Origin of the sequence: Luteimonas sp. S4-F44 (assembly GCF_022637415.1) — a bacterium.
In the GTDB taxonomy this organism is placed as follows: Bacteria; Pseudomonadota; Gammaproteobacteria; order Xanthomonadales; family Xanthomonadaceae; genus Luteimonas.
On record NZ_CP093340.1, the window covers coordinates 529339 to 553702 of the forward strand.

33 protein-coding genes are annotated in these 24364 nt (G+C 69.8%); 13 read left to right on the plus strand and 20 right to left on the minus strand.

Annotated elements, in window-relative coordinates:
- Positions 1-44 precede the first annotated feature (44 nt).
- Positions 45-443 carry a hypothetical protein gene (locus tag MNO14_RS02400; RefSeq protein WP_241945212.1) on the plus strand — a complete coding sequence of 133 codons (399 nt, stop codon included), beginning with the start codon at positions 45-47 and terminating at the stop codon, positions 441-443.
- Positions 444-482: 39 nt separating this feature from the next.
- Here the strand turns inward: MNO14_RS02400 and MNO14_RS02405 are convergent, their stop codons facing one another.
- Genes MNO14_RS02405 through MNO14_RS02435 form a run of 7 tightly spaced genes read right to left on the minus strand, consistent with a single transcriptional unit; the run spans position 483 to position 6658 of the window.
- Positions 483-1841, minus strand: a complete 1359-nt coding sequence (locus tag MNO14_RS02405) for a leucyl aminopeptidase family protein (protein ID WP_241945213.1) — start codon at positions 1839-1841, stop codon at positions 483-485.
- A 12-nt stretch (positions 1842-1853) separates the two neighbouring features.
- Positions 1854-2567, minus strand: coding sequence for an HAD-IA family hydrolase (locus MNO14_RS02410; RefSeq protein WP_241945214.1), 714 nt, complete (start codon positions 2565-2567; stop codon positions 1854-1856).
- Positions 2568-2589: 22 nt separating this feature from the next.
- Positions 2590-3711: an AI-2E family transporter gene (locus tag MNO14_RS02415; RefSeq protein ID WP_241945215.1), complete on the minus strand. Its 1122-nt coding sequence runs from the start codon at positions 3709-3711 to the stop codon at positions 2590-2592.
- A 28-nt stretch (positions 3712-3739) separates the two neighbouring features.
- The gene (locus tag MNO14_RS02420) at positions 3740-4297 is read right to left on the minus strand and encodes a protein sip-5 (protein WP_241945216.1); all 558 of its coding nucleotides are present in this window, start codon (positions 4295-4297) and stop codon (positions 3740-3742) included.
- The gene (locus tag MNO14_RS02425) at positions 4294-4809 is read right to left on the minus strand and encodes a phage holin family protein (RefSeq protein ID WP_241945217.1); all 516 of its coding nucleotides are present in this window, start codon (positions 4807-4809) and stop codon (positions 4294-4296) included. The genes MNO14_RS02420 and MNO14_RS02425 overlap by 4 nt, the downstream gene beginning before the upstream one ends.
- Positions 4810-4821: 12 nt before the next feature.
- Positions 4822-5178: a hypothetical protein gene (locus tag MNO14_RS02430; RefSeq protein ID WP_241945218.1), complete on the minus strand. Its 357-nt coding sequence runs from the start codon at positions 5176-5178 to the stop codon at positions 4822-4824.
- A gap of 55 nt (positions 5179-5233) precedes the next feature.
- A complete protein-coding gene (locus tag MNO14_RS02435) occupies positions 5234-6658 on the minus strand; it encodes a Do family serine endopeptidase (protein ID WP_241945219.1) in 1425 nt (474 codons plus the stop codon).
- A gap of 341 nt (positions 6659-6999) precedes the next feature.
- Here MNO14_RS02435 and MNO14_RS02440 point away from each other — a divergent pair, with 341 nt between their 5' ends.
- Positions 7000-7545 carry a hypothetical protein gene (locus MNO14_RS02440; protein WP_241945220.1) on the plus strand — a complete coding sequence of 182 codons (546 nt, stop codon included), beginning with the start codon at positions 7000-7002 and terminating at the stop codon, positions 7543-7545.
- Positions 7546-7644: 99 nt separating this feature from the next.
- On the opposite strand, the gene MNO14_RS02445 is transcribed toward MNO14_RS02440, so the two are convergent.
- Positions 7645-8355, minus strand: a complete 711-nt coding sequence (locus MNO14_RS02445; RefSeq protein ID WP_183427834.1) for a response regulator transcription factor — start codon at positions 8353-8355, stop codon at positions 7645-7647.
- A gap of 103 nt (positions 8356-8458) precedes the next feature.
- Entirely contained in the window at positions 8459-10093 is a 1635-nt protein-coding gene (locus MNO14_RS02450) for a GGDEF domain-containing protein (RefSeq protein WP_241945221.1), read from the minus strand.
- A gap of 134 nt (positions 10094-10227) precedes the next feature.
- On the opposite strand from MNO14_RS02450, the gene MNO14_RS02455 reads away from it, so the two are divergent.
- The 4 genes from MNO14_RS02455 (at position 10228) to MNO14_RS02470 (ending at position 12031) form a co-directional block, all read left to right on the plus strand.
- Positions 10228-10548 (plus strand): DUF6122 family protein, encoded by a 321-nt coding sequence (locus MNO14_RS02455; RefSeq protein ID WP_241945222.1) that lies wholly within the window; start codon positions 10228-10230, stop codon positions 10546-10548.
- A gap of 84 nt (positions 10549-10632) precedes the next feature.
- The gene (locus MNO14_RS02460; protein WP_241945223.1) at positions 10633-11184 is read left to right on the plus strand and encodes a hypothetical protein; all 552 of its coding nucleotides are present in this window, start codon (positions 10633-10635) and stop codon (positions 11182-11184) included.
- Between the two features lie 104 nt (positions 11185-11288).
- On the plus strand, positions 11289-11687 hold the full coding sequence (locus tag MNO14_RS02465; protein ID WP_241945224.1) for a host attachment family protein: 399 nt from the start codon (positions 11289-11291) through the stop codon (positions 11685-11687).
- Positions 11688-11707: 20 nt separating this feature from the next.
- Positions 11708-12031, plus strand: a complete 324-nt coding sequence (locus tag MNO14_RS02470) for a thioredoxin family protein (RefSeq protein WP_241945225.1) — start codon at positions 11708-11710, stop codon at positions 12029-12031.
- Between the two features lie 9 nt (positions 12032-12040).
- On the opposite strand, the gene MNO14_RS02475 is transcribed toward MNO14_RS02470, so the two are convergent.
- Positions 12041-12643 carry a DNA-3-methyladenine glycosylase gene (locus tag MNO14_RS02475; RefSeq protein WP_241945226.1) on the minus strand — a complete coding sequence of 201 codons (603 nt, stop codon included), beginning with the start codon at positions 12641-12643 and terminating at the stop codon, positions 12041-12043.
- A gap of 48 nt (positions 12644-12691) precedes the next feature.
- Positions 12692-13117, minus strand: coding sequence for a nucleoside diphosphate kinase regulator (rnk, locus tag MNO14_RS02480; protein ID WP_241945227.1), 426 nt, complete (start codon positions 13115-13117; stop codon positions 12692-12694).
- 265 nt (positions 13118-13382) lie between these two features.
- On the opposite strand from rnk, the gene MNO14_RS02485 reads away from it, so the two are divergent.
- Positions 13383-13670, plus strand: coding sequence for a DUF2188 domain-containing protein (locus tag MNO14_RS02485; RefSeq protein WP_241945228.1), 288 nt, complete (start codon positions 13383-13385; stop codon positions 13668-13670).
- 39 nt (positions 13671-13709) lie between these two features.
- Here the strand turns inward: MNO14_RS02485 and MNO14_RS02490 are convergent, their stop codons facing one another.
- Positions 13710-13913 (minus strand): hypothetical protein, encoded by a 204-nt coding sequence (locus tag MNO14_RS02490; protein ID WP_241945229.1) that lies wholly within the window; start codon positions 13911-13913, stop codon positions 13710-13712.
- 146 nt (positions 13914-14059) lie between these two features.
- On the opposite strand from MNO14_RS02490, the gene MNO14_RS02495 reads away from it, so the two are divergent.
- Positions 14060-14776: an SOS response-associated peptidase family protein gene (locus MNO14_RS02495; RefSeq protein WP_241945230.1), complete on the plus strand. Its 717-nt coding sequence runs from the start codon at positions 14060-14062 to the stop codon at positions 14774-14776.
- A 30-nt stretch (positions 14777-14806) separates the two neighbouring features.
- On the opposite strand, the gene MNO14_RS02500 is transcribed toward MNO14_RS02495, so the two are convergent.
- Both MNO14_RS02500 and MNO14_RS02505 read right to left on the minus strand, forming a co-directional pair.
- Positions 14807-15286, minus strand: a complete 480-nt coding sequence (locus MNO14_RS02500) for a cupin (protein WP_241945231.1) — start codon at positions 15284-15286, stop codon at positions 14807-14809.
- A 75-nt stretch (positions 15287-15361) separates the two neighbouring features.
- Positions 15362-15880 carry an adenine phosphoribosyltransferase gene (locus tag MNO14_RS02505; protein WP_241945232.1) on the minus strand — a complete coding sequence of 173 codons (519 nt, stop codon included), beginning with the start codon at positions 15878-15880 and terminating at the stop codon, positions 15362-15364.
- Positions 15881-15984: 104 nt separating this feature from the next.
- On the opposite strand from MNO14_RS02505, the gene MNO14_RS02510 reads away from it, so the two are divergent.
- Complete coding sequence (locus MNO14_RS02510) at positions 15985-16770, plus strand: lytic transglycosylase domain-containing protein (protein WP_241945233.1); 786 nt, start codon at positions 15985-15987, stop codon at positions 16768-16770.
- Positions 16771-16845: 75 nt separating this feature from the next.
- On the opposite strand, the gene MNO14_RS02515 is transcribed toward MNO14_RS02510, so the two are convergent.
- Positions 16846-18030: a PQQ-dependent sugar dehydrogenase gene (locus MNO14_RS02515; RefSeq protein WP_241945234.1), complete on the minus strand. Its 1185-nt coding sequence runs from the start codon at positions 18028-18030 to the stop codon at positions 16846-16848.
- 380 nt (positions 18031-18410) lie between these two features.
- Between MNO14_RS02515 and MNO14_RS02520 the strand changes: the two genes are divergently transcribed.
- From MNO14_RS02520 to MNO14_RS02530, 3 genes are all read left to right on the plus strand, one after another.
- Entirely contained in the window at positions 18411-18773 is a 363-nt protein-coding gene (locus MNO14_RS02520; protein WP_241945235.1) for an EF-hand domain-containing protein, read from the plus strand.
- A gap of 488 nt (positions 18774-19261) precedes the next feature.
- The gene (locus MNO14_RS02525; protein WP_241945236.1) at positions 19262-19993 is read left to right on the plus strand and encodes an HAD family hydrolase; all 732 of its coding nucleotides are present in this window, start codon (positions 19262-19264) and stop codon (positions 19991-19993) included.
- A gap of 171 nt (positions 19994-20164) precedes the next feature.
- Positions 20165-20575 (plus strand): hypothetical protein, encoded by a 411-nt coding sequence (locus tag MNO14_RS02530; RefSeq protein ID WP_241945237.1) that lies wholly within the window; start codon positions 20165-20167, stop codon positions 20573-20575.
- Between the two features lie 108 nt (positions 20576-20683).
- Here the strand turns inward: MNO14_RS02530 and MNO14_RS02535 are convergent, their stop codons facing one another.
- The gene (locus tag MNO14_RS02535; RefSeq protein ID WP_241945238.1) at positions 20684-20875 is read right to left on the minus strand and encodes a hypothetical protein; all 192 of its coding nucleotides are present in this window, start codon (positions 20873-20875) and stop codon (positions 20684-20686) included.
- A gap of 128 nt (positions 20876-21003) precedes the next feature.
- On the opposite strand from MNO14_RS02535, the gene MNO14_RS02540 reads away from it, so the two are divergent.
- Positions 21004-21513 (plus strand): hypothetical protein, encoded by a 510-nt coding sequence (locus MNO14_RS02540; protein WP_241945239.1) that lies wholly within the window; start codon positions 21004-21006, stop codon positions 21511-21513.
- A 39-nt stretch (positions 21514-21552) separates the two neighbouring features.
- Here the strand turns inward: MNO14_RS02540 and accC are convergent, their stop codons facing one another.
- From accC to aroQ, 4 genes are read right to left on the minus strand one after another with little or no spacing between them, the layout of a single operon-like run.
- On the minus strand, positions 21553-22920 hold the full coding sequence (gene accC / locus MNO14_RS02545; protein WP_183427853.1) for an acetyl-CoA carboxylase biotin carboxylase subunit: 1368 nt from the start codon (positions 22918-22920) through the stop codon (positions 21553-21555).
- A gap of 10 nt (positions 22921-22930) precedes the next feature.
- Positions 22931-23407, minus strand: coding sequence for an acetyl-CoA carboxylase biotin carboxyl carrier protein (gene accB, locus MNO14_RS02550; protein WP_241945240.1), 477 nt, complete (start codon positions 23405-23407; stop codon positions 22931-22933).
- Positions 23408-23444: 37 nt separating this feature from the next.
- Positions 23445-23864, minus strand: a complete 420-nt coding sequence (locus MNO14_RS02555) for a lysozyme inhibitor LprI family protein (RefSeq protein ID WP_241945241.1) — start codon at positions 23862-23864, stop codon at positions 23445-23447.
- Positions 23861-24307 carry a type II 3-dehydroquinate dehydratase gene (aroQ, locus tag MNO14_RS02560; RefSeq protein WP_241945242.1) on the minus strand — a complete coding sequence of 149 codons (447 nt, stop codon included), beginning with the start codon at positions 24305-24307 and terminating at the stop codon, positions 23861-23863. The genes MNO14_RS02555 and aroQ overlap by 4 nt, the downstream gene beginning before the upstream one ends.
- Positions 24308-24364 lie beyond the last annotated feature (57 nt).

Consider the following 24364-nt stretch of genomic DNA (forward strand, 5'->3'; position numbering starts at 1 on the left):
CTCGTGTGTCCGTGCCCACGCGGGTACGTTTGCCGGAAGGCCCCGTGATCCGATCCTCGATGCCGCTGGGCGGCCGTGTCGTCGCCCTCATCGCATTGCTGTGGTACCTGTTCGGCCTGTTGCTGCTGATGCTGCGGCTGGCCACGCTGCCGGCGCAGGCCGATGTCGACGCGACGGCGATCCCGATGTGGTTCGATCTCGTCTCCGGCCTGGCCGTGGTCGCCGGCACCTCCGGTTCGGTCGCGCTGTTGATCGCGCGCCGTTGGGCGGTGCCGATGCTGCTTGCGGCCTTCGTCGCGGTCGCGGTGCTGGTCGCTGCCGGCCTGGCACTGCTCCCCGCACTGTTTCCCACCGGCGCTGCCATGCCGCTGTTGCTGGTGCTGGTGGTCGGTTCGATCTGGCTGTTCGCGCGCTCGGCCGCGCGGCGCGGCTGGCTGCGCTGACGACGCGGCGTTGCCGCCGCGCCGTCGACCGGCGAAGCCTCAGCCGCAGCGCGCCTGCAGCATCGCCCAGGCCGCGCGCAGACCCAGCGCTTCGCCACCCTGTGGATGGCCCGGACGGCTGCTGTCGTTCCAGGCGTAGGTGTCCAGGTGCGCCCAGGGCAGGTCGCCGGGCACGAAGCGCTCCAGGTACAGCGCCGCGGTGACGCTGCCGGCCATGCGCGAGCCGGCATTGGCGATGTCGGCGATGCCGCTGGTCAGATAGCGCAGGTATGGCCGCCACAGCGGCATCCGCCAGACCGGGTCGCGGGTGGCTTCGCCGCCGGCGATCCAAGCGGCGGCCAGCGCGTCGTCGTTGGCGAACAGAGCCGGCAGGTCGGGCCCGAGCGCGATGCGCGCCGCCCCGGTCAGCGTGGCGAAATCGAGCAGCGTGTCGGGCGACTGTTCGGCGGCGAAGGCAAGCGCGTCGCACAGCACCAGGCGGCCTTCGGCATCGGTATTGTCGATCTCCACAGTAATGCCCTTGCGCGTGGCGATGACTTCACCCGGGCGCAGCGCATCGGGGCCGATCGCGTTCTCGACCGCCGGCACCAGCAGCGTGATCCGCAGCGGCAGTCGGCGCGTCATGACCAGTTCGGCCAGCGCGATCGCGTGTGCCGCGCCGCCCATGTCCTTCTTCATGTTGCGCATGCCGTCGGCCGGCTTGATGTCCAGCCCGCCGGTATCGAAGCACACGCCCTTGCCGACAATCGCCACATGCGGATGCGCGGCGTCGCCCCACTGCAGGTGCAGCAGACGCGGTGCGCGGTGCGAGGCGCGGCCGACGGCATGGATGGCCGGGAAATTCCGTGCCAGCAAGTCGTCGCCGACGATGCTCTCGAACGTGGCGCCGTGTGCGGCGGCGATGTCGCCGACCACCGCCTCCATCTGGTCGGGCCCCATGTCTTCGGTCGGCGTGTTGACCAGGTCGCGCACGCGCGCGGTCGCGGCGATCAGGTCGACGATCGCCGGGTCCGGTTCGACCGCCAGGCGCGCCGGCTTGCGGGCGGTGGCTTTGTAGCGGGTGAAACGGTACGCGCCCAGGCCCCAGCCCAGCTGCAGTGCGTCGGGCGCGTAGTGGCCGACCGGGCGCCAGCAGCCTTCGGGCAGGCCGTAGACGGCATGCGCATAGCTGTCGGGATCGTGCGCATCGCCGATGCCGATCACCGCGCCGCCCAGGCCGTCGTCGCCGGGTAGCAGGGTCAACGCGCCCGGCGCACCATCGAACGCCAAGGCATCGAGCCAGCGGCCGATGGCGGCCGGCTGGTCGTCGCGCCAGGTGGCGAAGTGCTTGCGCGAGACGATGTGCAGCGGGCGGGCGTCGCGCGCGTCGGCGGCGAACACGTCGGTGATGTCAGTCATGAGGATGTCCGGTCAGGCGTCGTCGGCGGCGGTCGGCACGGTGTCGAGCCAGTCGGCGAGCGCAGTGAGGGTGTCGAATTCGAGATCGGGCGTCAGCTCGGGGTGCTCCCAGCGACGGCCCTCGCGGTTGATCCAGCAACTGCGCAGGCCTGCGCGCGCGGCGCCGGCGACGTCCATCTCGATATGGTCGCCCACGTGCAGCACGTCGCCGTGCGCGCAGCCCAGCCGCGTGCAGGCGGCATGGAAGATGCTCGCCTCCGGCTTCGCGGCGCCGTGCTCGTGCGCGGCCAGCTTGAACGCAAACAGATGCGACAGGCCGATATGCTCGATATCGGCATTGCCGTTGGTCAGCGCAGCCATCGGCACGTGGGCGGCGATCCGCGCCAGTGCCTCGAGGCTGTCGGGATAGAACTCGATGCGGTTGCGCTCGGCATGGAACACCCGGTAGGCGGCGTCGAGCAGACCGACATCGCCGCCGCTGTCGCGCAGCGCGTGTTCGATCGTGAGCTGGCGCAGGGCCTCGATATCGTGCGCCAAGTGCGCGTTGTCGGCGAACACCTGGGCGCGCAGGGCGCGCATGCGTTCGATCGGATAGCGCTCGGCGGTCGCCGGGCTGTGTTCGCGCAAGAAGGCGTCGAGCGCCTGTTCGATGCGCGTGCCGATCGGCGCGAACGGCCACACGGTGTCGTCGAGATCGATGGTGATGGCGCGGATCGGGAATCGCATGCGGCCATTGTAACGGGCGCGCTCAGGCCAGCAGCCGCGCCCAGCCCTCGAACCCTTCCACACGCCGGAAGACCAGCTTCACGCACACCAGCAACGGCACCGCCAGCAACAGGCCGACGATCCCCCACATCCAGCCGAACAGCAGCAGTGCCAGCACCAGCATCAGCGGTGACAGCGCCATCCGCCGGCCCAGCACGATCGGGGTGACGAACTGGCCTTCGAGCGTGTGCAGCGCCAGGTAGATCGCCGCTGGAATCACCGGCGCCCAGGCCGGGGTCGGCCAGGTGCCGTCGTAACTGACGAAGCCCACCAGCAGCATCAGCAGCACGCCGATCAGCGGGCCAACGTAGGGCGCGAAGTTCAGCAGCGCGACGACCGTTCCCCATAACAGCGCGTCCTGCAGCGGCAGACCCATCCACAGCAGAATGCCGGCGAACAGCGCGCCCAGCAAGGTGTTGATGATCGAGATGGTCAGCACGTAGCGGGAGATCTCACGCTCGATCGATTGCAGGATGTCGACAGTGAGCTTGCGGCGCTGGCGGTCGGGCAGCAGGGCGATCGCGTTGCGTTGCAGGTTCTCGCCATAGACCATGAAAAAGAACGTCAGCAGCACCACCGCCAGCACCGAGGCCAGCATGCGCGGGGTGGCGACGAGTGTGCGCCAGGAACTGTCATCCTGGATCCGCACCAACTGCACACGACGCTGCGGACGGTCCTCGGTCGCACGGGCGAAGGTTTCGGCCGCCCGGTTCGCCTGCTGCACCGGCTGGGTCATCTGCTGCAGACGCGGTGCCAGCGCACGCAACTGCTTGGGCGCCTGCTGCACCCATTCGCTGGCTGGCCCGTAGAGCTGGGTGCCGAGCAACCCGGTGGCGGTGAGCCCGGCGGTCAGCACCAGCAAGGCACCGATGAAGCGGGGAATCCACAGCCGACGCAGGCCGCGCAGCACGGGATTACCAATCAATGCGAAGAACATCGCCAGCAACACCGGCAGGATCACGCCCTGCGCGGCCCACAATGTGACCAGCACCGCGAGCGTGGTCAGCACCACCAGCGCGGTCGAGGCGCGCGGCCGGGGGGCGACAGGCGTGGGCACCGGCGGCGGTGCATCCTCCGGCGGAGGCGGCGTGGTCGGGGTGCTCATCGAAGGAAAGGACGCGTCTGGGCGGCGCTCAGCGTCCGGATTCCGACATTTCGGTGGCGGCCTCGGCAGGCCTGGGCTGAGCGTCGTATACCGGCTCGGGTCGCCGGCGGTCGGCGCGGATACCCGCGGCCGGCGCCGCGTCGTCGACTGTACCGGCGGCGAGGTCGGCCGAGCCGGCCGCCGGATTGTGGGGGGCTGTCGTGGTGACGCCGGCCGCTGCCGGCGACGTCGCCTCGCTCGCGACATCGGTCGCGGCCTCTTCGGAGGCATCGGTGGCATCGGCCGCCTGCTTGGCGCCGACCGCTGCGATCGTCGCCTGGATAGAGGAGGCCAGGCCCGACAACGCGCTGACCATTTGCAGCGACTTCGGCCCGCCCAGCTTGCCCAGCCGGCGCAGCGCCAGCTTGGGCTGGGCGACCCCGGTGGCGAAGCCGGCGATCAGGCCGGCGATCACGATACGCGACGGCGTCCAGGCCTCACGCCAACTCGAGCGCAACGCTGCGTGGCGGTCGAGCGTCTGCACCACGCGCCCGTCGACCAGCGCCTCGGCACGTTCGACCCGTGTCTTGAGTCCTTTGAAGTTCATGGCGTCCTCGGTGTCTGCGCTGGCGGCGGGACGTCCTCGTCGTCATCGTCATGCGTGCTCTCGGAGAACATCCCCAGTCGGGTCAGCTGGCGCCGTGTGGCGTGCATGCCAGCATGATCGAAGAACACCGAGACCCGCCAGGCCGCCAGTGCGGTCACCAGCAGACTGATGGCCATCGCAATCGAGATCGAGGCCAGCCACGACAGGCCCCAGGACTGCAGCAACGCAATCGCGGCGCCCATGGCCAGCAACCACGCCGAGGCGCCGAACACCACCGAGACAGCCGACCACGCCAGGGCCCGTCCCAGTGCGCTGCGGGCCAGGGCGAAATCGGCCGACACCAGCCTGCGCAGCGCGCGTCCGGTCGCGAGCCCGGAGCCCAATGTCTCCTTGGCCGCCGCGCGGACGCGGCGGACGCTTTCATCCAGGTTCGGCGCTTCGCCGGGCGCGCGGGTCGCACTGCCGGCCGGCTGCCCCTCGCGCGGGTCTTCCCCGGTCACGCGCTCGGTCATGTCGATCCGCGATTACTTGCTGCGGGCGAGCTTGGCGATGATCCAGCCCGCCGCGAACGCCGTGCCGAAGGCTGCGATGGGACGCTCGCGGATCAGGTCGGCGGCACTGTCGATCAGGTCGCGGCCCTTCTCCATGAGCAGGTCGGCTTGTTCTTTTGCAGCGGCGGTGCCTTCCTCGACTGCGGCCAACCCGGCAGAGGCCGAACCGGCGAGATCGGCCTTGACGCTGGCCTTGCCGAGCTTGAGCTCTTCGCCCGCGACGCCAGCGGCATTCTTCACGGCCGAGGTCGCATCACGCGCCGCCTGCGCCAGGTGGTTGCCGGCTTCGCCGAGGTTGGACTTCACCGTTTCGGTGGAGGTGGGGCTCATCTTCGCTCACTCCTGTGTGGGACGTGCCGTGCGGACGCGCACGGCGCGGATGGGGTCAACGCATGATCACGTTGTAGATGCGTCCGCCGCGTGAAATGCGCATGGCCAGATCGGTCGGCCGGTTGGCCAGCGAATCGCGGAATCCCGCGAGGTCGCGGAACTCGCCACTGTTGGCGGCCAGGATCAGGTCGCCCTCGCGCAGGCCATTGTCGAATGCCCGGCTGCCGGGGGCCACCTTTTCGATCCGCACGCCACCGATTCGGTTGTTCTGGCGACGGACTGCCTCGGGCAGATCGGCCAGTGTCGCGCCGGCCAGGCGCGGGTCGAAGCTCGCGCCGTCGCGGGGCAGGGCGCGCAGGCGGGTGTCGATCTTCAGCGGCTTGCCGTCGCGCAGTACCTCCAGCGTCACCGGCGCATCGAGTGTCTGCAGGCCCTGGAAATTGCGCAGCGCCTCGCTGTTGTCGATGCGCTGTCCGTTGGCGGCGATCACCACATCGCCCGTCCGCAGCCCGGCGTCGGCGGCCGGCGAACCGCCGTAGACGCGCGTGACCACCGCACCGCGGGGCGCCTCCAGGCCCAGGCCTTGCGCGATGCGCGCATCGACGGTCTGGGTGTCGACGCCGAGCGTGCCGCGCTGCACGCTGCCGGTGGTCGCCAGCTGGGTCATCACGTTGCGCGCCAAGCCGATCGGGATCGCGAAGCCCAGGCCGATGTTGCCCGCCATGCTGCCCTGGGTATTGAAGCTGGCGGTGTTGATGCCGACCAACTCGCCGCGCAGGTTGACCAGCGCGCCGCCGGAGTTACCGGGATTGATCGAGGCGTCGGTCTGGATGAAGTTCTGAAAGCCCACGCCCGGCACGTTGCTGCGCTCGACCGCCGAGACGATGCCCGAGGTCACGGTCTGCCCGAATCCGAACGGGTTGCCGACCGCAACGACGAAATCGCCGACCTGCAGGTTGCTGTCCTGGGCCAGCGGGATCGCGGTCAGGCCCGAGGCCTTGACCCGCATCAGCGCCACGTCGGTGTCGACGTCCGAGCCGATGAACTCGGCTTCGAGCGTACGCCCGTCCGACAGCGTCACCGAGACATCGTCTGCACCTTCGATGACGTGGTGGTTGGTGAGCACGTAGCCCTGCGCGGCATCGACGATGACGCCCGAGCCGAGCGATTCGTTGATGCGTTCCTGCGATAGCTCCGGAAACATCCGCCGAAAGAAGGGGTCGTTGCCGAACGGGCTCACCCGCACGCGCTGCTTGGTGTGCACCGACACCACCGAAGGCGTGACCTGGCGCAGCATCGGCGCCAGCGACGGCAGCGGCTGGCCATCGACCGCGGCGGGCAGGGCGACCATCGGCACCGCGGCGCTCCCGGGCGGCGTCGCCGCCGCAGGCTGTTGCAGTGCGTCGCGCATCGCGGTCGCAGCGAAGCCGCCGAACGCGGCGGCGAGGGTCAGGGCGAGAAGCGTGGTCTTGGCTCGCATGGCGGTGGCATCCCCTGTCGGCTTGGCCGTGGCGGAAACGAATCGGATCGGAAATCGAACGTGGTGGCTGCGGCGGCGTTGGTCAAGCGCTCTGCGAGACCTGTGGCGGCCGGCGCCGTCGCAGTGTCGCTGCCTGCGCTTGAATCGGTGTTGAAGTCCGCATTCATGCGGCGGCTGCGCACCCGACGCGACCGGGTGGGGGACCCTGTCCGGCGCACCGGCCAAGCGTTGCCGAAAATGCCCGCCCGCCATCGGCACGCGCGGCTACTCGGGGGTATCGGGTCGCGTTACATTGCGCGGTGCGGGCGACCGGCCCGCACGCACAGGACGAGGGCAGCAGCATGGGCAAGGACAAGGGGAAGACCGCTGGACACGCTGGCGACGTGGTCGCAGTCGTGCGCAAGCGGGTCCGGACGGCCGCCGCATCGGTCGAGACCTCCGCCCGGCACGCCGAGGCGGCCGTGGCGGACGGCGCCCGCACGCTGGGCGATCGGGCCAGCCGCATCGTGGCCAAAGCTGCCGATGCGGTGAGTCGGCGCGTGGCCGCAGCGCGCGAAACGCTGGAGACCGCGCAGTCGGCCGCCGCGGCCGAGATCGCTGCGCTCAAGCGCAAGGGCGCCGGACGGACCGCGGTCGAACGCGCGGCTGCGAAGGCGCGCCCGGCGAAGGCCGCCAAGAAGACGTCTGCGCGTCCGGGCGCCAAGCCTGCGGCGAAGACTGCGGTGGGCAAGGTCGCCAAGAAGGCTGCGAAGAAGGTCGCAAAGAAGACCGCCAAGAAGGCGACGAGGAAGGCGACCAAGAAGACCGTCGGCGCGACGACGACCACGGCGGCGCGTGCCGGCACGGCATCCAAGGCCTCGCGCAAGACGGCCGCCAAAACACGCTAGATGCGGTGCGTCGGTCTTGCCGGACGCCGCGCGGCGTGGCGAAGGCCGCATCGAATGAGGGGCTCGACCGCCATGCCGTGACGGCATGGCGGCGGGCGCTCAGGCGACCGCCTGGCTCAGGTCCGCGATCCGGTAGCCGGCGCCGGTGATCGTGTGCAGCAGTTGGACCGGCTGGTCGCGGTCGATGATCTTGCGCAGGTTGTACAGGTGGCTGCGCAGGGTGTCGGAGTCGGGCAGGCTCAGTCCCCAGATCTCCTGTTCGATCTCCCGGCGGGTCACCACCCGCGGCGCTTCGCGCATCAGGATGGTCAGGATCTTCATCGCGATCGGCGCGAGATTGAGCTCGCGTCCGCCGCGCTGGACGCGCAGCGAGACCGGGTCCAGGCGCAGGTCGCCGACCTCCAGCACCGCAGCCCCGACCTCGCGACGATCGCGGCGGATCAGCGCCCGGATCCGGGCTTCGAGTTCCTTGATGTCGAAGGGCTTGGTCAGGTAGTCGTCCGCGCCGGCCTCCAGGCCCTCGATCTTCTCCTCCAGCGAGTCACGCGCGGTCAGCATCAGGATCGGAGTGGCATTGCGACCGTCGGCGCGCAGGCGGCGACAGACTTCGATGCCGCCCAACCGGGGCAGCATCAGATCCAGCACGATGACGTCGAACGGATTTTCGGAAGCAATGTTGTAGGCGTCCAGGCCGTCGGCGGCATAGTCCACTTCGAACCCCCGGCTTTCCAGATATTCGCCCACAGGTTCGGAAATATTGCGGTTGTCCTCGACCAGAAGGACGAGGCCTCCGGGGCTGTGATGCGCCATCCAACGAACTCCGACTGCAATTAAGGTCGGCGAAGGTCGCATCAGATCGGTGCAGGTCCGGTGAACGCGGCAGCGCCCTGCGCCGGGCGGTCGTGCAGCCTCGTCAGGCGACCGCGGCGGCGGCCGTTTCGGTCCGATCGCGTCCGCCGCGCTTGGCTGCATACATTGCCGAATCGGCGCGGCGCAGCAGGGCTGCGGTGTCCCGGTCCAGCGGGTGCAGGGCGCTGACACCGGCGCTCAGGGTGACCCGAAGGCCGGTGATGCCCAGCGCGGTGCCGATGTCCTGCAGCGAGACGCGGAGCACGTCGATGCGCGTCTGCGCATGCACCGGCTCGGCACCGGGCAGGATGGCCAGAAATTCCTCGCCGCCCATGCGCGCGATGTGGTCGGCGTCGCGGAATGCGTGCCGCAGCGCGCGGGCAACATGGCGCAGGACACGGTCGCCGGTCTCGTGGCCATGGACATCGTTGATGCGCTTGAAATGGTCGACGTCGAGAAAGGCGATCGTCAGCGGTGTGTCGGTAACGCGCGCATCGGCCACGCACTGCTCGAGCCGTTCCAGCGCGGCACGCCGATTGGGCAGGCCGGTCAGCGCATCGGTCTGCGCGAGCATGCGCATCTCGTCGCGCTGGCGCCGCAGCCGGCCCAGCCGCAGCGTCAGGGTCATGCTGCAGGTCAGCGCCAGCCAGGCGCCGGCCAGCATGAAGGCCTCCACCTTCCACAGCGCCAGCCCATCGGGCCAGGCCGCCTGCAGGCCGGCGATCGGCAGGAACGGGATCACGCCGGCCAGCAGCAGCAAGCCATCGCCACGGCGCTGCGTCAGTGCGGCCAGTGCCGTGATCGCGAACGCCAGGCACAGCAGGTAGAAGCCCAGTTCGATCGCCACCGAAAGGGCGGCCACCGCCTGCGTCGGCAGCCAGGGAACCACGGCGGCCATCGCAATCAGGCCGCGCGCGCCCCAAGTGGTGGCCCGATCGAGCCGGGGGCGTCGCCGCCGCAGCCCGGACTGGCGCAGCAAAGCGCTGGCGGTCAGGCCGGCCATGCCCAGCCCCAGCGCGACCAGGACCGGGACCGCAGCGCCGGCTACCGGAAGCCAGGGGCGGGGCCAGGCCCACAGCCCGGACAGCAACGCCTGCCACAGCGCGAACAGCGATGCGGCCATCGCGTAATTGGCGAATGCGCGCTCACGGGTGGCGAAGAACGCCAGCAGCGCCGAGACCAGCAGCGTCAGCACCACCGTGATCGAGGCGATGCGGACCGCGAAGCGTGCAATGTCGGCCCGCTGGATCGGCGCAGGTTGGCCCAGCTGGACGATCGGGCGCCACAGGGGCAGCGCGTTGTCGTCGAAGCCGACTTCGATCGGCGCGGTGTCGCCCGCCTCGGGCACGATCACCGCGCCGACCCCGGCGCGGAACCGCGAATCCAAGGTCCGGGCATCCTCGGGCGAACCGCAGCGCAGGCGCGTGCCGTGCTGGATGTCGACCGAGCCGGCGAAGGTGTTCATCACCACCACGGCCTGTGGCGCACCGGACCAGCCGCCCTCGGGCGCAGGCAGGCGCAGTGCGACATGCGGACCGGTGTGGGCATGGTCGCAGGCCTGCGAGGCCTCGACTGCCGTCGTCGGCAGACCCGTGACCACCGGCGCATCGTGATGCCAGCCGACGCAGGCCGCCAGCGACAGCACGCCTGCACAGATCGTCAGCAGCCCCGCCTTGCGCATCCCCGATCCCGTCTTCATGCCCGCTTCGCTCACCGCTTCGCGTCGAAGCAGTCCCTGCGCCTTCCCAAGGAAGGGACGACATGGTACGGGATGGGCGTGATCGACCGTCGTCCGGGGTGGCGTACCCTGTCGCGCCCTGCCGGAGCCCTTAGATGGGTGCGCGTGCCATCGTCCACCTCCTGCTCCACGCCGCGGTGCCGGCGCTGCTGGCCTGGCTGTTCTGGCGCGAGCGGTTCCTGCACGCCTGGGGTCTGCTGCTGCTCGGCTGGCTGATCGATCTCGACCATCTGCTGGCCGACCCGGTGTACCAGCCCGATCGTTGCAGCATCGGCTTCCATCCGCTGCACACCGCGCCGGCGGTCGCGCTCTACGGCGCCATGGTGGTGCCGCGTCGCACGCGGCTGCTGGCGATCGGCCTGCTGGTGCACATCGCGCTGGATGCGATCGACTGCCTGTGGATGCGTCACGGCTGACCGGCATCGGGTCGCGGCCAGCGGCGATTCAACGAAACACTGGTAGCGTGGGCCGTCGCCCTCGGGTGTAACGGGACCTGCGCCATGCGCACTTCGATGCTGACCTGGCTGCTTGCGGCCGCACTGGCGCCGCCGTTGGCTCTCGCCAGCGATGGACGCGCCGATCTGCGCCTGCCCGAGACGCCGATGTTCACCGGCGAGGCTGCATTCGGCGAGGGCGAGTACACCGGCCCGCGCACCGCGACGCCCGCCTGGCGTCAGCGCCACGACGACGCCCTGGTGCGGCGTGGCGGCTGCCCGACTGCGCCCGACGGCCAGGAACGCGCGATCACCGGCAGCGTCAGCACCGGCATCGGCCATTCCTCGCGTGGCGGCACCAGCCACTGGAACGCCGCCGATCTGAATCTGTGCCGCGAGCGCGAAGGCGAGGCCGGCGGCACCGTGAACCTCAATCTGCGCGTGGCGCGCTCCGACGGTCCGGTCGGCTACCGCGGCCTGGGCCTGCTGCCCGGCGATGGGATGTACGACGCGTTCGATACGCCGTTCGGGCCGACCTGGCGCGACATCCACGACCCGTGGCCGGCCGGGCGTCCGCGCTCGGGCTCATGGACCGAGGGGCGTCGGCCCTGGCGCTGAGCGCGCCGCGCTCGACCCCGCGTCGCATTGCATCGCGCTCACATCCGCCTGCCTACATTGGCTTGGCGCCATCCGGCGCGATGCAGCGAAGTGGAGGCGAAACGATGACGATGAAGATTCCCCAGGGCGCGATGATCGTGGTGGCCAACGGGGGCGCGGCGCGCGTGTTCACCAATGTCGGGCAAGCGGGCGCGCTGACGCTGCGCCAGGAAGCGCTGCTGGAGGGCATGAACCTCGACGACGACGGCCCGGCCGGCGCGATGCCTGCCGAATCGAGCGCATCGCAACTCGACGAGGCCACGTTCGCCAAGCAGTTGGCGCTGGGGCTCAACGAAGGCGCCTTGAAGAACAAGTTCACCGACCTGGTGCTGATCGCCGACCCGAATACGCTGGGGCGGGTCCGGCCGTTGTTGCACAAGGAAACCACCCAGCGCCTGGTCGCGGATCTGGCCAAGGACTATACGAACCTGCCGCTCGACGCGATCGAGCGTGCATTGTCTTAAGTAAGTCGGAGCGGCTGACCATGACCTGGACCGCACGCTATTCCGCCGACGCGCCCACGCGCGACGACATCGACGCCACGACAGGCGTGCTCGCGCTCGAGTTCGGGGCGAACTGGTGCGGCCACTGCCAGGCGGCCCAGCCGCTGCTGCGCACCGCGATCGAGGCGCGCCAGGATCTCACCCACATCAAGGTCGAAGACGGCAAGGGCCGGCCGCTGGGCCGCAGCTTCGGCGTCAAGCTGTGGCCCACCCTGGTCGTGCTGCGCAACGGGGTCGAGGTCGCGCGGGTCACGCGCCCCCGTTCGGTCGCGGACGTGGAAGCAGCGCTCGCCGCATCCGACTGAGCCGAGCGCTCAGCGTGGCGCCCGCTTGCGGGGAAGCGACCGGACCCGAGAGACATGCGGATGCTCGGGCACCGTCCAGCGCCAGGGGCGGTCGGCGGCGCGGCGGATGCCGATTCGCGGCGTGGCGAGGGGGGCATCGGGCGGTGGCGTGCCGTCGTCGCCAATCCACAGACGCGACCGGATGCAGGTCAGGTCCAGGCCGCGATCGTCCGCTGAGACCCCGAAGGCCTGAGCGAGCCGCCCCGGCCCCGAGGCGAGTAGGCGTGGGTCGGGGGTGCCGCGTGCGGACGCCATCTCGGGTAGGCCGAGCAACGGCTCGGCCGCGCGCAGCAGGACACCATGACCGCAGCGCTCGCCACAGACGGCGTTGACCGCCCAGTGGATGCCATAGATGAAGTACACATACAGATGGCCGGGTGGTCCGAACATCGCCCGGTTGCGCGGCGTCGGGCCGCGGAACGAATGGGCCGCCTCGTCCTCGGCGCCGCAGTAGGCCTCGACCTCGACGATGCGGGCCTGGCGGCCATCACGGGCCACCAGGCGCTTGTTGAGCAAGTCGGGTGCAACGCTGCGGGCGTCGCGCGCGTAGAACGATCGGGGCAGGGGACGCATGGGGCGAGCTTGCCGCTGCCGGCATCGCCGGCGCGCGAAGCCGGCTGGTCAGCCCTCTGACGGCTGCACTGAAGTGACGCGCAGGCGCAGGACGCCGCCGGGCGTCGGCCAGTCGATGCACTGTCCGATCGACAGGCCGAGCAACGCGGCGCCGACCGGTGCGAGCACCGAGACGTGGCCCTTGGCGACATCGGCTTCCTGGGGATAGACCAGGGTAAGGTGGCGCGGGGCACCGTCGGCGTCCTCGCACTCGACGATCGTGTGCATGCGCACGACATCGGGGGGCATGGCATCGGGCGGCAGCACCTCGGCGCGGTCGAGCTCGCGCTGGAGCAGTTCGGCCGTGGGGTGGTTGCGCAACGCAGGCGATTGCAGCATGGCTTCGAGCCGCGCCAGGTCGATGCTGGACACGGTGATTGCGGGCGTAGCGCCGGCATCGGACGGCGGCAGGCCGCTGCGGGGAAGCGTGGACATCAGGTTCTCCATGAAGAAAGGCCGGCAACGGTCGCGCCGGCGAGACACAGACGAAAGGCGACGCCCTCGCGTCGCCCCGAGGTCGATTGTGCCCCGCCGCGCCCGCGCTGGCGATCCCACCGGTCGCGGCGGCGTGCTCCCGTTGGCGTTCGTGCAGATAGTGCAGCCCATCACCGGGCTGCACACCAAACCCTCATCGGGTGGCGTTCATGATGCCTTGTCGCCGGTACACCCGGTTGTCGCTTTTCATTGACCGAAGGCCGCCATGACCCCGATCCGCTATCTGCTGCGCCACTGCGCGGCTTCGCTCGACTGGACCCTGCTCGACGCCGGCTCCGGACGGACGCTCTCGCACCACCCCACGCGCGATGCCGCGTTCCGGCAGCTGGCGGGCGACGCCTCGGTGCTGCTGTGCGGCGCCATCGTGCGCGTCCACAGCGTGGACGGCGGCTTCGAAGGCGAGCGCGAGGTCGCGGCAATCGCGCCGACGTCGCCACCGCCCCGGCGCGCGCCCGAGGCCCGTCGGCAGCCGCCGGCGCCTGCGATGGCGTGACGCGTCACCCTCCGCAGGGCGGTGCGGCCCAGGATCGCCTCAGGCCGGTCGCGGTGGATCCTGCGGACGGGTGGGCGACGGTGGATCGCGCTGCGGCTGCGGGTCCCGTTCGGGATCGCCGGGCGTCGGCACAGGCGGGTCGATCGGCCGGTCGGGCATCGGGTCGTGCATCGGATGCGGCGCCGAGCCGGGCACGTCGCCATCGGGCATCGGGGCCTCCTGCGGATCTGGGGTGCGCTGCATGTCGTCATCCTCTTTGGAGAGCGCACGACCCTGGCCCGCAGCGCGGGGGCAGCACGTGAAGACCGGCGCGGTCGCTTCACGCGTCCCTGGAGAGAATGCACGCATGTCCAGTCGACAGCTTGCGCCGATGGCGCCCGGTCCGAGCGATGCGTAGGTTCGTGCAGGCCTTCGGCAATGCGCCATGGCCGCCGCCGCTGCCCCGCGACGTCGGCGAGACGTTGTCGGCCACCCCGCCGCGCTACAACATCGGCAAACGGCGCCCGGCGGCGGTGATCTTCGATCGCGGCGACGGCCCGGTCGTCGAGGACTTCGACTGGGGCCTGGTGCCGCGCTGGTCGCCATTGCCCGAAACGCCCTACACCACGGTGACCGCGCGGCTGGCGCGAGCCCCGCGCAGCCGGATCTTCCGCCGGCCCTGGGAGACCCGCCGCTGCGCGGTGCCGATGAACGGCTACTACAAATGGGACCGCAGCGGCGAGATGCCGGTGCCGTACTTCATTCAGGCGCAGGACGGCGAGCCGCTGTTCGCTGCCGGACTGTGGGACCACTGGGACAAGGACACCCCCGAGCTGTACACGTTCGCGGTGCTGACCCATCCCAACCCGGCGATCCCGGCGCCGCTTGTGCCCGACGGTCCGGTGTTCATGCCGGCCGCGGCGATCGGTAACTGGCTGACCGGCCCGCCGACGCTGCGCTTATTGGACACGATGCCGCAGCCAATGCTGGAGGCCTATCCGGTCTCGCGGCGCATCCGCAGCCCCGATGTCGACGATTACACGCTGCTCGAGCCCGCGCCGCACGAGCGCCACGACGACGAGACCGACGGCGACTGGCTCGCGCATGCCTTCGACGACGACGACTGACGCCATTCGCGGTGTTGGCGGTGGCGCGGATCAGAAGCGCTTCCCGGTCACCGGGTCGCGACGCGGGTCGGGCACGGCGTGCATGCGCTCGAGCGTCTTCGCATCCGGCGCGCTGCGCTGGATGTCCCAGTCCTGGCCGCGGGGGTAGGCGCCAACGACGCAGAACGCCGCGTCGGCCCGCACGCAGCAATGCCCCGTGCCGACCGGCAGCAGCAGCGCATCGCCCGCGGCGACCTCGACGATGCTGCCATCGGGGCCGCCCAGCATCAGCGCCGCGGTCCCGGCGGCCACGCCGAGCACTTCGTGGGCGCTCGAATGGAAGTGGTGGTAGTCGTAGACCCCGCCGCGCCAGTCGGCGGGCCAGCCATTGGCAGAGAAGCGGGTCTCGAAGGCCGCAGCGTCGAAGGGCGCATCAGTCGCCATGCGCAGGCCTCGGTAGATCCGCACCGGAAGCCGGGGGTTGTTCGGCATCCAGTCGTTGCGACTCAGGGTCAGGTGTTCCTCATGCATGGGGCGGGGACAGCGGGTGGGGGCCCGCACCATAGGTCGGCTCCCGTCGAAGCGCCGCGACGACGGTACGCGCCGTTACCCCGGCAACGCGACGTGCAAGGGCACGGCGTGGTCCCAGCGCGCGCGTCCACCGAGCGCTGCCAGTTCGACCAGCACCGCAGCCCCGAGGACCTCGGCGCCCTGCGCCCGCGCCAAGGCGTAGGCCGCACGCAGCGTGCCGCCGGTCGCCAGCACATCGTCGACCAGCACCACGCGCGCGCCGGGCGGCAACGCGTCGGCATGCATCTCCAGTCGGTCCTTGCCGTATTCGAGCGCGTAATCGTGGTGCAGCACGCGCGCGGGCAGCTTGCCCGGCTTGCGCACCGGCACGAAGCCAGTGCCCAGCGCCTGCGCGAGTGCGGCGGCGAAGATGAAACCGCGCGATTCGATGCCCACAAACGCGGTCGGCGGCGTGTCGCGCCACGGCGCGGCCATCGCCTCGATCGCGGCGGCGAACGCGGCGCCCTCGGCCAGCACCGGGGTGATGTCCTTGAAGACGATGCCGGGCTTTGGAAAATCGGGAATCTCGCGGATCAGGGTCGACCAGTGCGGCATCGAAGGGGCTCGAGCAAGGGGTGGGGATGATCACCGCAATCGTGCCGCCGACACAATGTTCACCGGGCCGGGCGTATTGGCCGGAGTTTCCTGCCGGAGCCCGTATGCCCGTCCAAGGTCCCTCGCTCGCCGTCTGCGGTCTCGTCCTGGCCGCCGTGCTGTCCGCCGTGCCCGCGCAGGCGCGCACGGTCTGGCGCTGCGTACGCGACGGCACGGTGAGCCTGTCGACGGCGCCCGAGCCCGGATCGAAGTGCGAGGCCCGCCAGATCGCCGACGATGCGGTGCAGACGCCGAACCTGTGGGGCGCGATGGGGGTGTTCAGCGGTGTGCTCTATGAGCGCGAGCAGGACGGGCAACGGGTCTACGGCACGCGTCGGTTGCCGGGCGCGCGCGAGTACCTGCGCTTCACCGCCCACACGCCACCGGGCGAGCCCGCGCACGAGGGCCTGGGCGCGGTGGGAGCGCCCAGGCTGCAGCCGCATTCGGCGGTGTTCGCGTCGGCTGCGAAGGCCTACGGATTGGACGAGGCCTGGCTGCGCGCGATCGCGCATGCCGAGAGCGGCTTCGACGCCGACGCGGTGTCGCCCAAGGGCGCGCGCGGGGTGATGCAGCTGATGCCGGACGTGATCGCGGACTATGGCGTCGCCGATCCGCACGCGCCCACCGAATCGATCCGCGCCGGCGCGCGCCATCTGCGCGCCTTGCTGCGCCGTTACGACGGCGACCGCACGCTGGCGCTGGCCGCCTACAACGCTGGGATCGGCGCGGTGACGCGTTATGGCGGCGTGCCGCCTTACGCCGAGACGCAGGCCTACATCGCGAAAGTGCAGGCGTTGTACGTGCGCTATCGGGCGGCGATGGGCCACCCGATCGAGCGGCCGGCGCTCTGACCGGCCGCCGCAGGCCGCGGTGACGCGATCTGTGGATGCGTGAAGGGCGTCGCGTCTTCGGCGACGCCGCCGCGCTCACCCTTCGCGCGGCGCCAGTCGGATCAGTCGGCCGTCCTTGCCATCCTCGATGACCCACAACGCGCCGTCGGGGCCCTGTTCGACGCCGCGGATACGCGCGCGCATCGCGAAGCGCTCGGCCTCGCGCGCGCTGTCGCCGTCGATCTCCACGCGCACCAGGGTCTGGCCCGACAGGCCGCCGATGAAGGCGTTGCCGGTCCATGCCGGGAACAGCGTGCCCGAATAGAACATCAGGCTCGAGGGCGAAATCACCGGCGTCCAGGTGATCGCCGGCTTCTCGAACTCCGGGCGGGTGTCGTGGTCGGGGATCGGCCGTCCGTCGTAGTGGTTGCCGTTGGAGACGATCGGATAGCCGTAGTTCGCGCCGCGCTTGACCAGGTTCAGTTCGTCGCCGCCGGCCGGGCCCATCTCGCTGTTCCACAGCCGGCCCTGCGCATCGAACGCGATGCCCAGCGGATTGCGATGGCCGAGCGACCAGACCTGCGCCGCCACGCCGCCCTGGTCGACGAACGGATTGTCGGCCGGCACGCGGCCGTCGTCTTCGAGCCGCAGGATCTTGCCGAGGTTGGAGGCCATGTTCTGCGAGGGATCGAACTTCTGCCGCTCGCCCGACGAGATCCACAGCTTGCCGTCGCGGTCGAACGCGAGGCGGTGGCCGTAATGGCCGTTGCCCGAGACCTTGGGCACCTGGCGCCAGATCACTTCGACGTCCTCAAGGGTGCCGGCCTCGGTATCCAGACGTCCGCGCGCCACCGCCGCACCGCGGCCGCCGTTGCCGTCCTCGGCATAGCTCAGGTAGATCAGGCCGTTCTGCGCGAACTGCGGGTGCGGCGCGACATCCCCCAGGCCGCCTTGGCCTGCGTAGGCCACGTCTGGCACACCGGCGATCTCGCGCGCCTGCCCGTCGGGCAGCGTCACCAGCTTCAGCGTCCCGGCCTTCTCGGTCACCAGCAGTCGGCCGTCGGGCAGGAAGGCCAGGGCCCACGGTTCGTCAAAGCTGGCAACTGCGGTGCTCGCGAACGGCAGGCCTTCGATCGCATCCGCGCCGGCGGTGGCGTGTGCGGTCTGTTCGCCGCTCGAGGCCGCGGTCGCGCTCGATGCGGTGTTGGCGGCGGTGCCATCGCAGCCGATCGTCAACAACAGCGAGGCGGCGAGCGGGGCGAGCGCGAGCAGTCGTGGCATGCGGATCTCCAGGAAACAATCGGGGAAAACCCGAGTGTGGCATACGTTCGCGCGTCGGCTGAAAAGCCCGGCAGATCGCGGCGGTTCGTAAATATTGTGTTGTCGTTCATCGAAACACGTCGCATCGCGATACCGATGCATGTGCGCTGCATCTCCAAAGAAAGCCCATCGGGGCGGGCCTGGCGGTGCGGCGTTCACCGTTCGGGAACATGGGCTTACCCGGCATCGCACATCGTGTGGTTAAGGGGTCGTAATCAGGCGGGATTCAGAGGGCGGGGCGGTTCATTTCGGCGCAGGCAGGGTAGGGGCCGTGCGGTATCCACGACGAGGATGAAAGACCCCCGCGCCAACTTCCCCAAAGAAACGCAGGAGAGACCATGATGAAGAATGCTCGCACGCCGCTGATCGCCGCCATTGCGCTGGGTGCCGCGATGGCCATGCCGATGGCATTCGCGCAGGATCCGACCGCGGAGCAGGCGCCGCCGACCACCGAGGCGGCTACGCAGGATTATGCGCAGGATGCGACGGCCGAGGCGCCGCAGGCGCAGCAGGGCCAGGTCACCTGGGCCGATCTGGACACGGACGGTGACGGCCGTCTGAGCCAGACCGAGGCCGCCGGTCTCGAGGGCCTGGCGCAGGTCTTCAGCGATGTCGATGCCGACGGCGATGGCTTCATCACGCCGGAGGAGTACCGCAACTACGTTAACGCCCAGACCTCGGGCGCGGGCGCCAGCGAGAACTGAGTCTCGCTTGCTTGCAGGCCGCTTATCGCGGCCTGCAGTCCAGACCAAAGCGGCTCCGTTCGGGGCCGCTTTTTTTTACCTGTTTGACTTGCGGAGACGGGAGTTCTGCTTCGAAGACGCAGCAGCCTGGCTGCCGGAAGCCGCTTTCCCCTCGGTCAGGACATCCTGTCCTGACTCGGACGCGCGCCCGCTCCGCTTCGCGGATCGGTCCGGCCCGGCGAAGCACGCCGGGCGTTCATCCGCTCGCGCGGCATGCCGCGCAAGCTAAAGCGGGTTCACCCATGGCGCGCTTGGCGCGGCCACCGACTGCCAGTCCGCTGCCACAAACGGTTACGACCCGAATTCGGCGATACGCAGAAGCAGGATGCGCTGACTTCGGCGAAGCACCGCCTTTGGGCCTCGCAGACGCGGGAGCTGCCATCCTGCATTCGCGACATACGCTCTGGTCGATCTCCGCGACGAAAGGCGGCGGCCGGCATAATGCGCCGATGACCCACGGCATCCGACTGGTCGGCTTCGATGCCGACGACACGCTCTGGCGCAGCCAGGACTATTTCGACGAAGCGCAGCTGGAGTTCGAGCGCATCGTCGGGCGCTATGTGGACCTGGCCGACGGCCGTGTCGCCGAAGCCCTGTACGCGGTCGAGACTGCCAACATCGCCGTGTTCGGCTACGGCGTGAAGGGGATGGCGCTGTCGATGATCGAATCGGCGACCCAGATCACCGGCGGACGGATCGCCGCGGCCGATCTCCATCGCATCGTCGAGATGGCCAAGGCGCTGCTGCGGCACCCGGTCGAACTGCTGCCCGGCATCCGCGACGCGGTCGCCGCGGTCGCCGAGCGCTTCGAGGTCGTGTTGATCACCAAGGGCGACCTGTTCCACCAGGAAGCCAAAGTGCGCGACTCGGGCCTGTCGGATCTGTTCGGGCGCATCGAGATCGTCAGTGAGAAGGATGCAGCGACCTATGCGCGCGTGCTGGGCGAGTTCGACATCGACGCACAGGCCTTCCTGATGGTGGGCAACTCGTTGCGCTCGGACATCGCACCGGTCCTCGCCCTTGGCGGCTGGGGCGTATACATGCCCTACCGCACGACCTGGGCGCACGAGACGCAGGCCGACATCGGCGAAGGCCGCGAGCGCATGCGCGAGGTCGCCACGCCCGACCTGCTGCCCGAGGCGGTGATCGAGCTGGCGGCGCAAGCGATCGCATTGCGTTGAGTGCCTGAAACACGCATTGAGTGCGCGTAACCGTTTCCAATTTGAATGCGCTGTTTACGCCGCGCTTTTGTATCTGCGCGTCGCAAGCAATATTGCATGACGATTCATTTCGCGCACGGCATGTTGAGGGCGTGGGCCGCCGCGGTGGTGGCCACGTTGCAGGAGAGTCCGATGACATCCAACACTTTGACCCGCTGGATGTGGCCGGCCGCGTTGGCCACCGGTTTGGCCGCGACGTTCGCAGTGCCGACGCCGGCCCGTGCGAGCGACGACTTGGTCCAGGTCATCGTGGACATCGCCGATGTCGTGATGCGCGGCGACCAGCCCTACGATCGGCGCGGGCGCTACGGCTACGACGATCGCCTGCGCCTGTCCTACGACCGCTACGGCCGGCCGGTGTACTACCGCACCGCGCCGCGCAGCCACGGTCGTCACCATCCTGCTCCGCCGCGCTATGCCGCCGAGCGCTATCGCCACCACGAGCGTGCGCGGGGCAGGACCGAGTGCGACCGCCGCGGCCGCTGCACGACGCACTACTACGATCCACGCGAGGATCGCGGGCGTCGAGGCGGTTGGCGCTGAGGACGCGCAATCGGGCTCTATCGCAGCGAACGTGCATCCCCCAAATCGCCGTCTTCGGGCGGCGATTTGCGTTTGGGGATCATCCTAGGGCGTCGCCCGGGGCTGCGATCAGTTGGCGCGGTGCCGGGTGTCGTCATTGCGCGGCACATTGCGCAGGCTGTTCTCGGCATCCTGGCCGACACGCGTGGCGACGTGGTCGAGCGCGATCCAGAAAGCGCCCAGGCCCAACGCGATGACGCAGGCCGCGATGCCCCAGCGCAGCATGCGCGGCGCGCGCGGGGTGGTTCGATGCGGCTCCATCGTCGGCTGTCCTCGCTTGCGGTGTTGGGCTATCGTCGGCCCCTGTGCGTCGCGGCGGTGTCGAAGCCGCGATGCGCTCCGACCTGGTCCTGCCTCGAGTAACCGCCGTGCGTTCGCTATCCGCTGCCATGTGCCTGTCGTGTCTGCTGCTGGCCGCTGTCGTGTCTCCGGTATACGCCCAGGAGGGCGCCCCCAGCGCCGATGCTGCTGAGGCCGGCGAAGACGCCGTGCCAGATCCCGGGACCGGTGATGCCTGGCTCGACACCTGGCTTGAGGATGTCGATCTGTACGCGGCACGCTACCGGGAGGCGTTCGTCGACGAGGTGGCGCGTTACCAGGTTGCGCCGCGGTCGCTGGTCGAACAGTTGCTCGATGAGGCGGGCATGCGCGCCGGTGATGTCTATTTCGCCTGCGCCGTGGGCCGGGCGTTGGGTCGGCCCTGCCGCGAGATCGCCGCACACTGGCGACGTGATCGCAGCGGCGGCTGGGTCGGCGTACTCGAGCGCCTCGGTGTGGCGTCTGACGATGAGCCGGTCGTGCGGGTCAAGCGTGGCCTGGTGGCGAGCTATGACCGCTGGGCGCGCCCCATCCAGCTCGATGCGTCCTTGCGCCGGGCGTTTCCCGACCGCGAGTCCTGACGACCGCCGGCGCGCGACCTGCGCGCGCCGGCGGCGGCCTCAGCCGATCGCCAGCGTCTTGTTCTTGCGCTCGGCCAGGCGCTTTTCCAGGTAATGGATGTTCTGGCCACCGGCGTGGAAGCCCTGGTCGCGCATGATCCGCTGCTGCAGCGGGATGTTGGTCTTGATGCCGTCGACCACCATCTCCGACAGCGCCACCCGCATCCGACAGATCGCCTGCTCGCGGTCGGCGCCGTGCACGATCAGCTTGCCGATCATCGAGTCGTAGTTCGGCGGGACCGCATAGCCTTCATAGACATGCGTGTCAACCCGTACACCCGGGCCGCCCGGGGCGTGGAAATGCAGGATCGTGCCAGGCGAGGGCAGGAAGCTCTCGGGGTCTTCGGCGTTGATGCGGCATTCGATCGCGTGGCCGGTCAGCACCACGTCCTCTTGGCGGATCGACAGCTTGTGGCCTGAGGCGATCATCAACTGCTCGCGCACCAGGTCGATGCCGGTCACCATTTCGGTCACCGGATGTTCGACCTGGATGCGGGTGTTCATCTCGATGAAGTAGAAGCGGCCGTTCTCGTACAGGAACTCGAACGTGCCCGCGCCGCGATAGCCGATGCGGATGCAGGCGTCCACGCAGACCTTGCCGATCTGTGCGCGCGCCTCGGGGGTGATGCCCGGCGCCGGCGCTTCCTCGACGACCTTCTGGTGTCGACGCTGCATCGAGCAGTCGCGCTCGCCCAGATGGATCGCGCCGCCCTGGCCGTCGGCCAGCACCTGGATCTCCACGTGGCGCGGGTTCTCCAGGAACTTCTCCATGTAGACCATGTCGTTGCCGAATGCGGCCTTGGCTTCCTGTTTGGTCGTGGCGATCGCGTTGACCAGCGCAGCTTCGGTGTGGACCACGCGCATGCCGCGTCCACCGCCGCCACCGGCCGCCTTGACGATGACCGGATAGCCGATCTCGCGGGCGATCTTGACGTTGGTCGCCGGGTCGTCACCGAGCGGGCCGCCGGACCCGGGCACGCAGGGCACGCCGGCCTCCTTCATCGCGCGGATCGCCTCGACCTTGTCGCCCATCAGGCGGATGGTTTCGGCCTTCGGGCCGATGAACACGAAGCCCGACTGCTCGACGCGTTCGGCGAAGTCGGCGTTCTCGCTGAGGAAACCGTAGCCGGGGTGGATCGCCTGGGCGTCGGTGACCTCGGCGGCGGCGATGATCGCCGGCATGTCGAGATAGCTGCGGTTGGACGGCGGCGGGCCGATGCAGACCGACTCGTCGGCCATCGCCACGTGCTTGAGGTTGCGATCGACGGTGGAATGCACGGCGACCGTACGGATGCCGAGCGTATGGCACGCGCGCAGGATGCGCAGCGCGATCTCGCCGCGGTTGGCGATGACGACTTTTTCAAGCATCGGGGCGGCCTCAGCCGATCACGAACAACGGCTGATCGAACTCGACCGGCTGGCCGCTTTCGCACAGGATCGCGACGACCGTGCCCGAGGCCTCGGCCTCGATCGGGTTGAACATCTTCATCGCCTCGATGATGCCCAGCGTGTCGCCGGCCTTGACCTGCTGGCCGACCGACACGAACGCCGGCTTGTCCGGTGCGGGCGAGGCGTAGAACGTGCCGACCATCGGCGACTTGGTGACCTGGCCGGGCGGCAGGTCGTCGCCGGCCTTCGGCGTGCCGCCGGTGGCTGCGTCGACCGGGGAATTCATCGGCATCACCGGCTCGGCGGCGCGCGGGGCGGGCGCCGGGGCCGGGGCGTAGGCCACCGGTGCGGCCGCGGCCGAGGTGCGCGACAGGCGGACCGATTCCTCGCCTTCCTTGATCTCGATCTCGGTCAGGTTGGACTCCTCGAGCAGGTCGATGAGTTTCTTGATTTTGCGGAGATCCATGCGGGCCTCGTGGTTGTCGGCGAAATGGCGGGCAGGCTTACAGCGCGCGAAGCTGCTGCAACTGTCCGATGCGAAGACGGGTGTGGTCGATCAGGCACGTCAGGCGGGCGTCGTTGCGACCGCTGCCGGCGATGGCGAGGGCGTAGATGGCGTCGCAATCCCGGGCGCGGAAGCGCTGCCAGGCATCGTGTGCGTCCGCGAGCGCGGCGGCCGCAGCGTCGCAGGCGCCGCCGCCGCACCCGTCGGGATCGGCCATCGCTGCGACGGCGTCGGCCTGGGCCCGCTCGAGCTCGGCATCCAGGCGCGCGTAGTCGGCGGACATGCACAGTGCGGCGGTGTCGGTCGACAGCGGCGCGACGCAATCGGCCTCGGTCAGCAGGTCGGCCGACGCCGCCAGTGGCCAAGCCGCCGCGATGCCTGCCAGCAACCAGGCGGGGACGGGACCGCGGTGCGTCATGCGACCGGCTCCAGCCTGCGCAGCGCAGCATCGAGGGCGTAGCGGTAGCTGTCGGCACCGAAGCCGCAGACCACACCGATCGCCAGATCGCTGAAGTAGCTGGTCTGCCGGAACGGCTCGCGGCGATGCGGGTTGGACAGGTGGATTTCGATGAACGGGATCGCGACCGCGGCCAACGCGTCGCGCAGCGCGACCGAGGTGTGGGTGAAGGCCGCGGGGTTGAGCAGGATCATCGCCGTGCCGTCGGTCCGCGCCGCCTGGACGCGGTCGACGAGCACGTGCTCGGCATTCGACTGTAGGCTCTCGAGCGCATGACCGGCGGCGGCCACGCCCTCGCGCAGCATCGTGTCGATGTCGGCGAGCGTCGCATGGCCATAAACCTCCGGCTCGCGCGTGCCGAGCAGATTGAGGTTGGGACCATGCAGGACGAGGATCGACGCCATCGGGCACCGGGTGCGGGAAGTGCGCGAAGTCTGCGGGATGTCTCCATTGCTGTCCAG

Excerpts from the sequence above, each read along its gene's own strand:
- MNO14_RS02470 (WP_241945225.1), top strand. The coding sequence starts at position 11,708 with ATGACCTGGACCGCACGCTATTCCGCCGACGCGCCCACGCGCGACGAC.
- MNO14_RS02525 (WP_241945236.1), top strand. The coding sequence starts at position 19,262 with ATGACCCACGGCATCCGACTGGTCGGCTTCGATGCCGACGACACGCTC.
- MNO14_RS02505 (WP_241945232.1), bottom strand. The coding sequence starts at position 15,880 with ATGCCGCACTGGTCGACCCTGATCCGCGAGATTCCCGATTTTCCAAAG.
- MNO14_RS02420 (WP_241945216.1), bottom strand. The coding sequence starts at position 4,297 with ATGAACTTCAAAGGACTCAAGACACGGGTCGAACGTGCCGAGGCGCTG.
- MNO14_RS02530 (WP_241945237.1), top strand. The coding sequence starts at position 20,165 with ATGACATCCAACACTTTGACCCGCTGGATGTGGCCGGCCGCGTTGGCC.
- aroQ (WP_241945242.1), bottom strand. The coding sequence starts at position 24,307 with ATGGCGTCGATCCTCGTCCTGCATGGTCCCAACCTCAATCTGCTCGGC.
- MNO14_RS02540 (WP_241945239.1), top strand. The coding sequence starts at position 21,004 with ATGTGCCTGTCGTGTCTGCTGCTGGCCGCTGTCGTGTCTCCGGTATAC.
- MNO14_RS02495 (WP_241945230.1), top strand. The coding sequence starts at position 14,060 with ATGCGTAGGTTCGTGCAGGCCTTCGGCAATGCGCCATGGCCGCCGCCG.
- MNO14_RS02500 (WP_241945231.1), bottom strand. The coding sequence starts at position 15,286 with ATGCATGAGGAACACCTGACCCTGAGTCGCAACGACTGGATGCCGAAC.
- MNO14_RS02450 (WP_241945221.1), bottom strand. The coding sequence starts at position 10,093 with ATGAAGACGGGATCGGGGATGCGCAAGGCGGGGCTGCTGACGATCTGT.
- MNO14_RS02435 (WP_241945219.1), bottom strand. The coding sequence starts at position 6,658 with ATGCGAGCCAAGACCACGCTTCTCGCCCTGACCCTCGCCGCCGCGTTC.
- MNO14_RS02405 (WP_241945213.1), bottom strand. The coding sequence starts at position 1,841 with ATGACTGACATCACCGACGTGTTCGCCGCCGACGCGCGCGACGCCCGC.
- MNO14_RS02440 (WP_241945220.1), top strand. The coding sequence starts at position 7,000 with ATGGGCAAGGACAAGGGGAAGACCGCTGGACACGCTGGCGACGTGGTC.
- MNO14_RS02465 (WP_241945224.1), top strand. The coding sequence starts at position 11,289 with ATGACGATGAAGATTCCCCAGGGCGCGATGATCGTGGTGGCCAACGGG.
- accB (WP_241945240.1), bottom strand. The coding sequence starts at position 23,407 with ATGGATCTCCGCAAAATCAAGAAACTCATCGACCTGCTCGAGGAGTCC.
- MNO14_RS02455 (WP_241945222.1), top strand. The coding sequence starts at position 10,228 with ATGGGTGCGCGTGCCATCGTCCACCTCCTGCTCCACGCCGCGGTGCCG.
- MNO14_RS02510 (WP_241945233.1), top strand. The coding sequence starts at position 15,985 with ATGCCCGTCCAAGGTCCCTCGCTCGCCGTCTGCGGTCTCGTCCTGGCC.
- MNO14_RS02490 (WP_241945229.1), bottom strand. The coding sequence starts at position 13,913 with ATGCAGCGCACCCCAGATCCGCAGGAGGCCCCGATGCCCGATGGCGAC.
- MNO14_RS02415 (WP_241945215.1), bottom strand. The coding sequence starts at position 3,711 with ATGAGCACCCCGACCACGCCGCCTCCGCCGGAGGATGCACCGCCGCCG.
- MNO14_RS02425 (WP_241945217.1), bottom strand. The coding sequence starts at position 4,809 with ATGACCGAGCGCGTGACCGGGGAAGACCCGCGCGAGGGGCAGCCGGCC.
- MNO14_RS02515 (WP_241945234.1), bottom strand. The coding sequence starts at position 18,030 with ATGCCACGACTGCTCGCGCTCGCCCCGCTCGCCGCCTCGCTGTTGTTG.
- MNO14_RS02485 (WP_241945228.1), top strand. The coding sequence starts at position 13,383 with ATGACCCCGATCCGCTATCTGCTGCGCCACTGCGCGGCTTCGCTCGAC.
- MNO14_RS02535 (WP_241945238.1), bottom strand. The coding sequence starts at position 20,875 with ATGGAGCCGCATCGAACCACCCCGCGCGCGCCGCGCATGCTGCGCTGG.
- accC (WP_183427853.1), bottom strand. The coding sequence starts at position 22,920 with ATGCTTGAAAAAGTCGTCATCGCCAACCGCGGCGAGATCGCGCTGCGC.
- MNO14_RS02445 (WP_183427834.1), bottom strand. The coding sequence starts at position 8,355 with ATGGCGCATCACAGCCCCGGAGGCCTCGTCCTTCTGGTCGAGGACAAC.
- MNO14_RS02430 (WP_241945218.1), bottom strand. The coding sequence starts at position 5,178 with ATGAGCCCCACCTCCACCGAAACGGTGAAGTCCAACCTCGGCGAAGCC.
- MNO14_RS02520 (WP_241945235.1), top strand. The coding sequence starts at position 18,411 with ATGAAGAATGCTCGCACGCCGCTGATCGCCGCCATTGCGCTGGGTGCC.
- MNO14_RS02410 (WP_241945214.1), bottom strand. The coding sequence starts at position 2,567 with ATGCGATTCCCGATCCGCGCCATCACCATCGATCTCGACGACACCGTG.
- MNO14_RS02475 (WP_241945226.1), bottom strand. The coding sequence starts at position 12,643 with ATGCGTCCCCTGCCCCGATCGTTCTACGCGCGCGACGCCCGCAGCGTT.
- MNO14_RS02460 (WP_241945223.1), top strand. The coding sequence starts at position 10,633 with ATGCGCACTTCGATGCTGACCTGGCTGCTTGCGGCCGCACTGGCGCCG.
- rnk (WP_241945227.1), bottom strand. The coding sequence starts at position 13,117 with ATGTCCACGCTTCCCCGCAGCGGCCTGCCGCCGTCCGATGCCGGCGCT.
- MNO14_RS02555 (WP_241945241.1), bottom strand. The coding sequence starts at position 23,864 with ATGACGCACCGCGGTCCCGTCCCCGCCTGGTTGCTGGCAGGCATCGCG.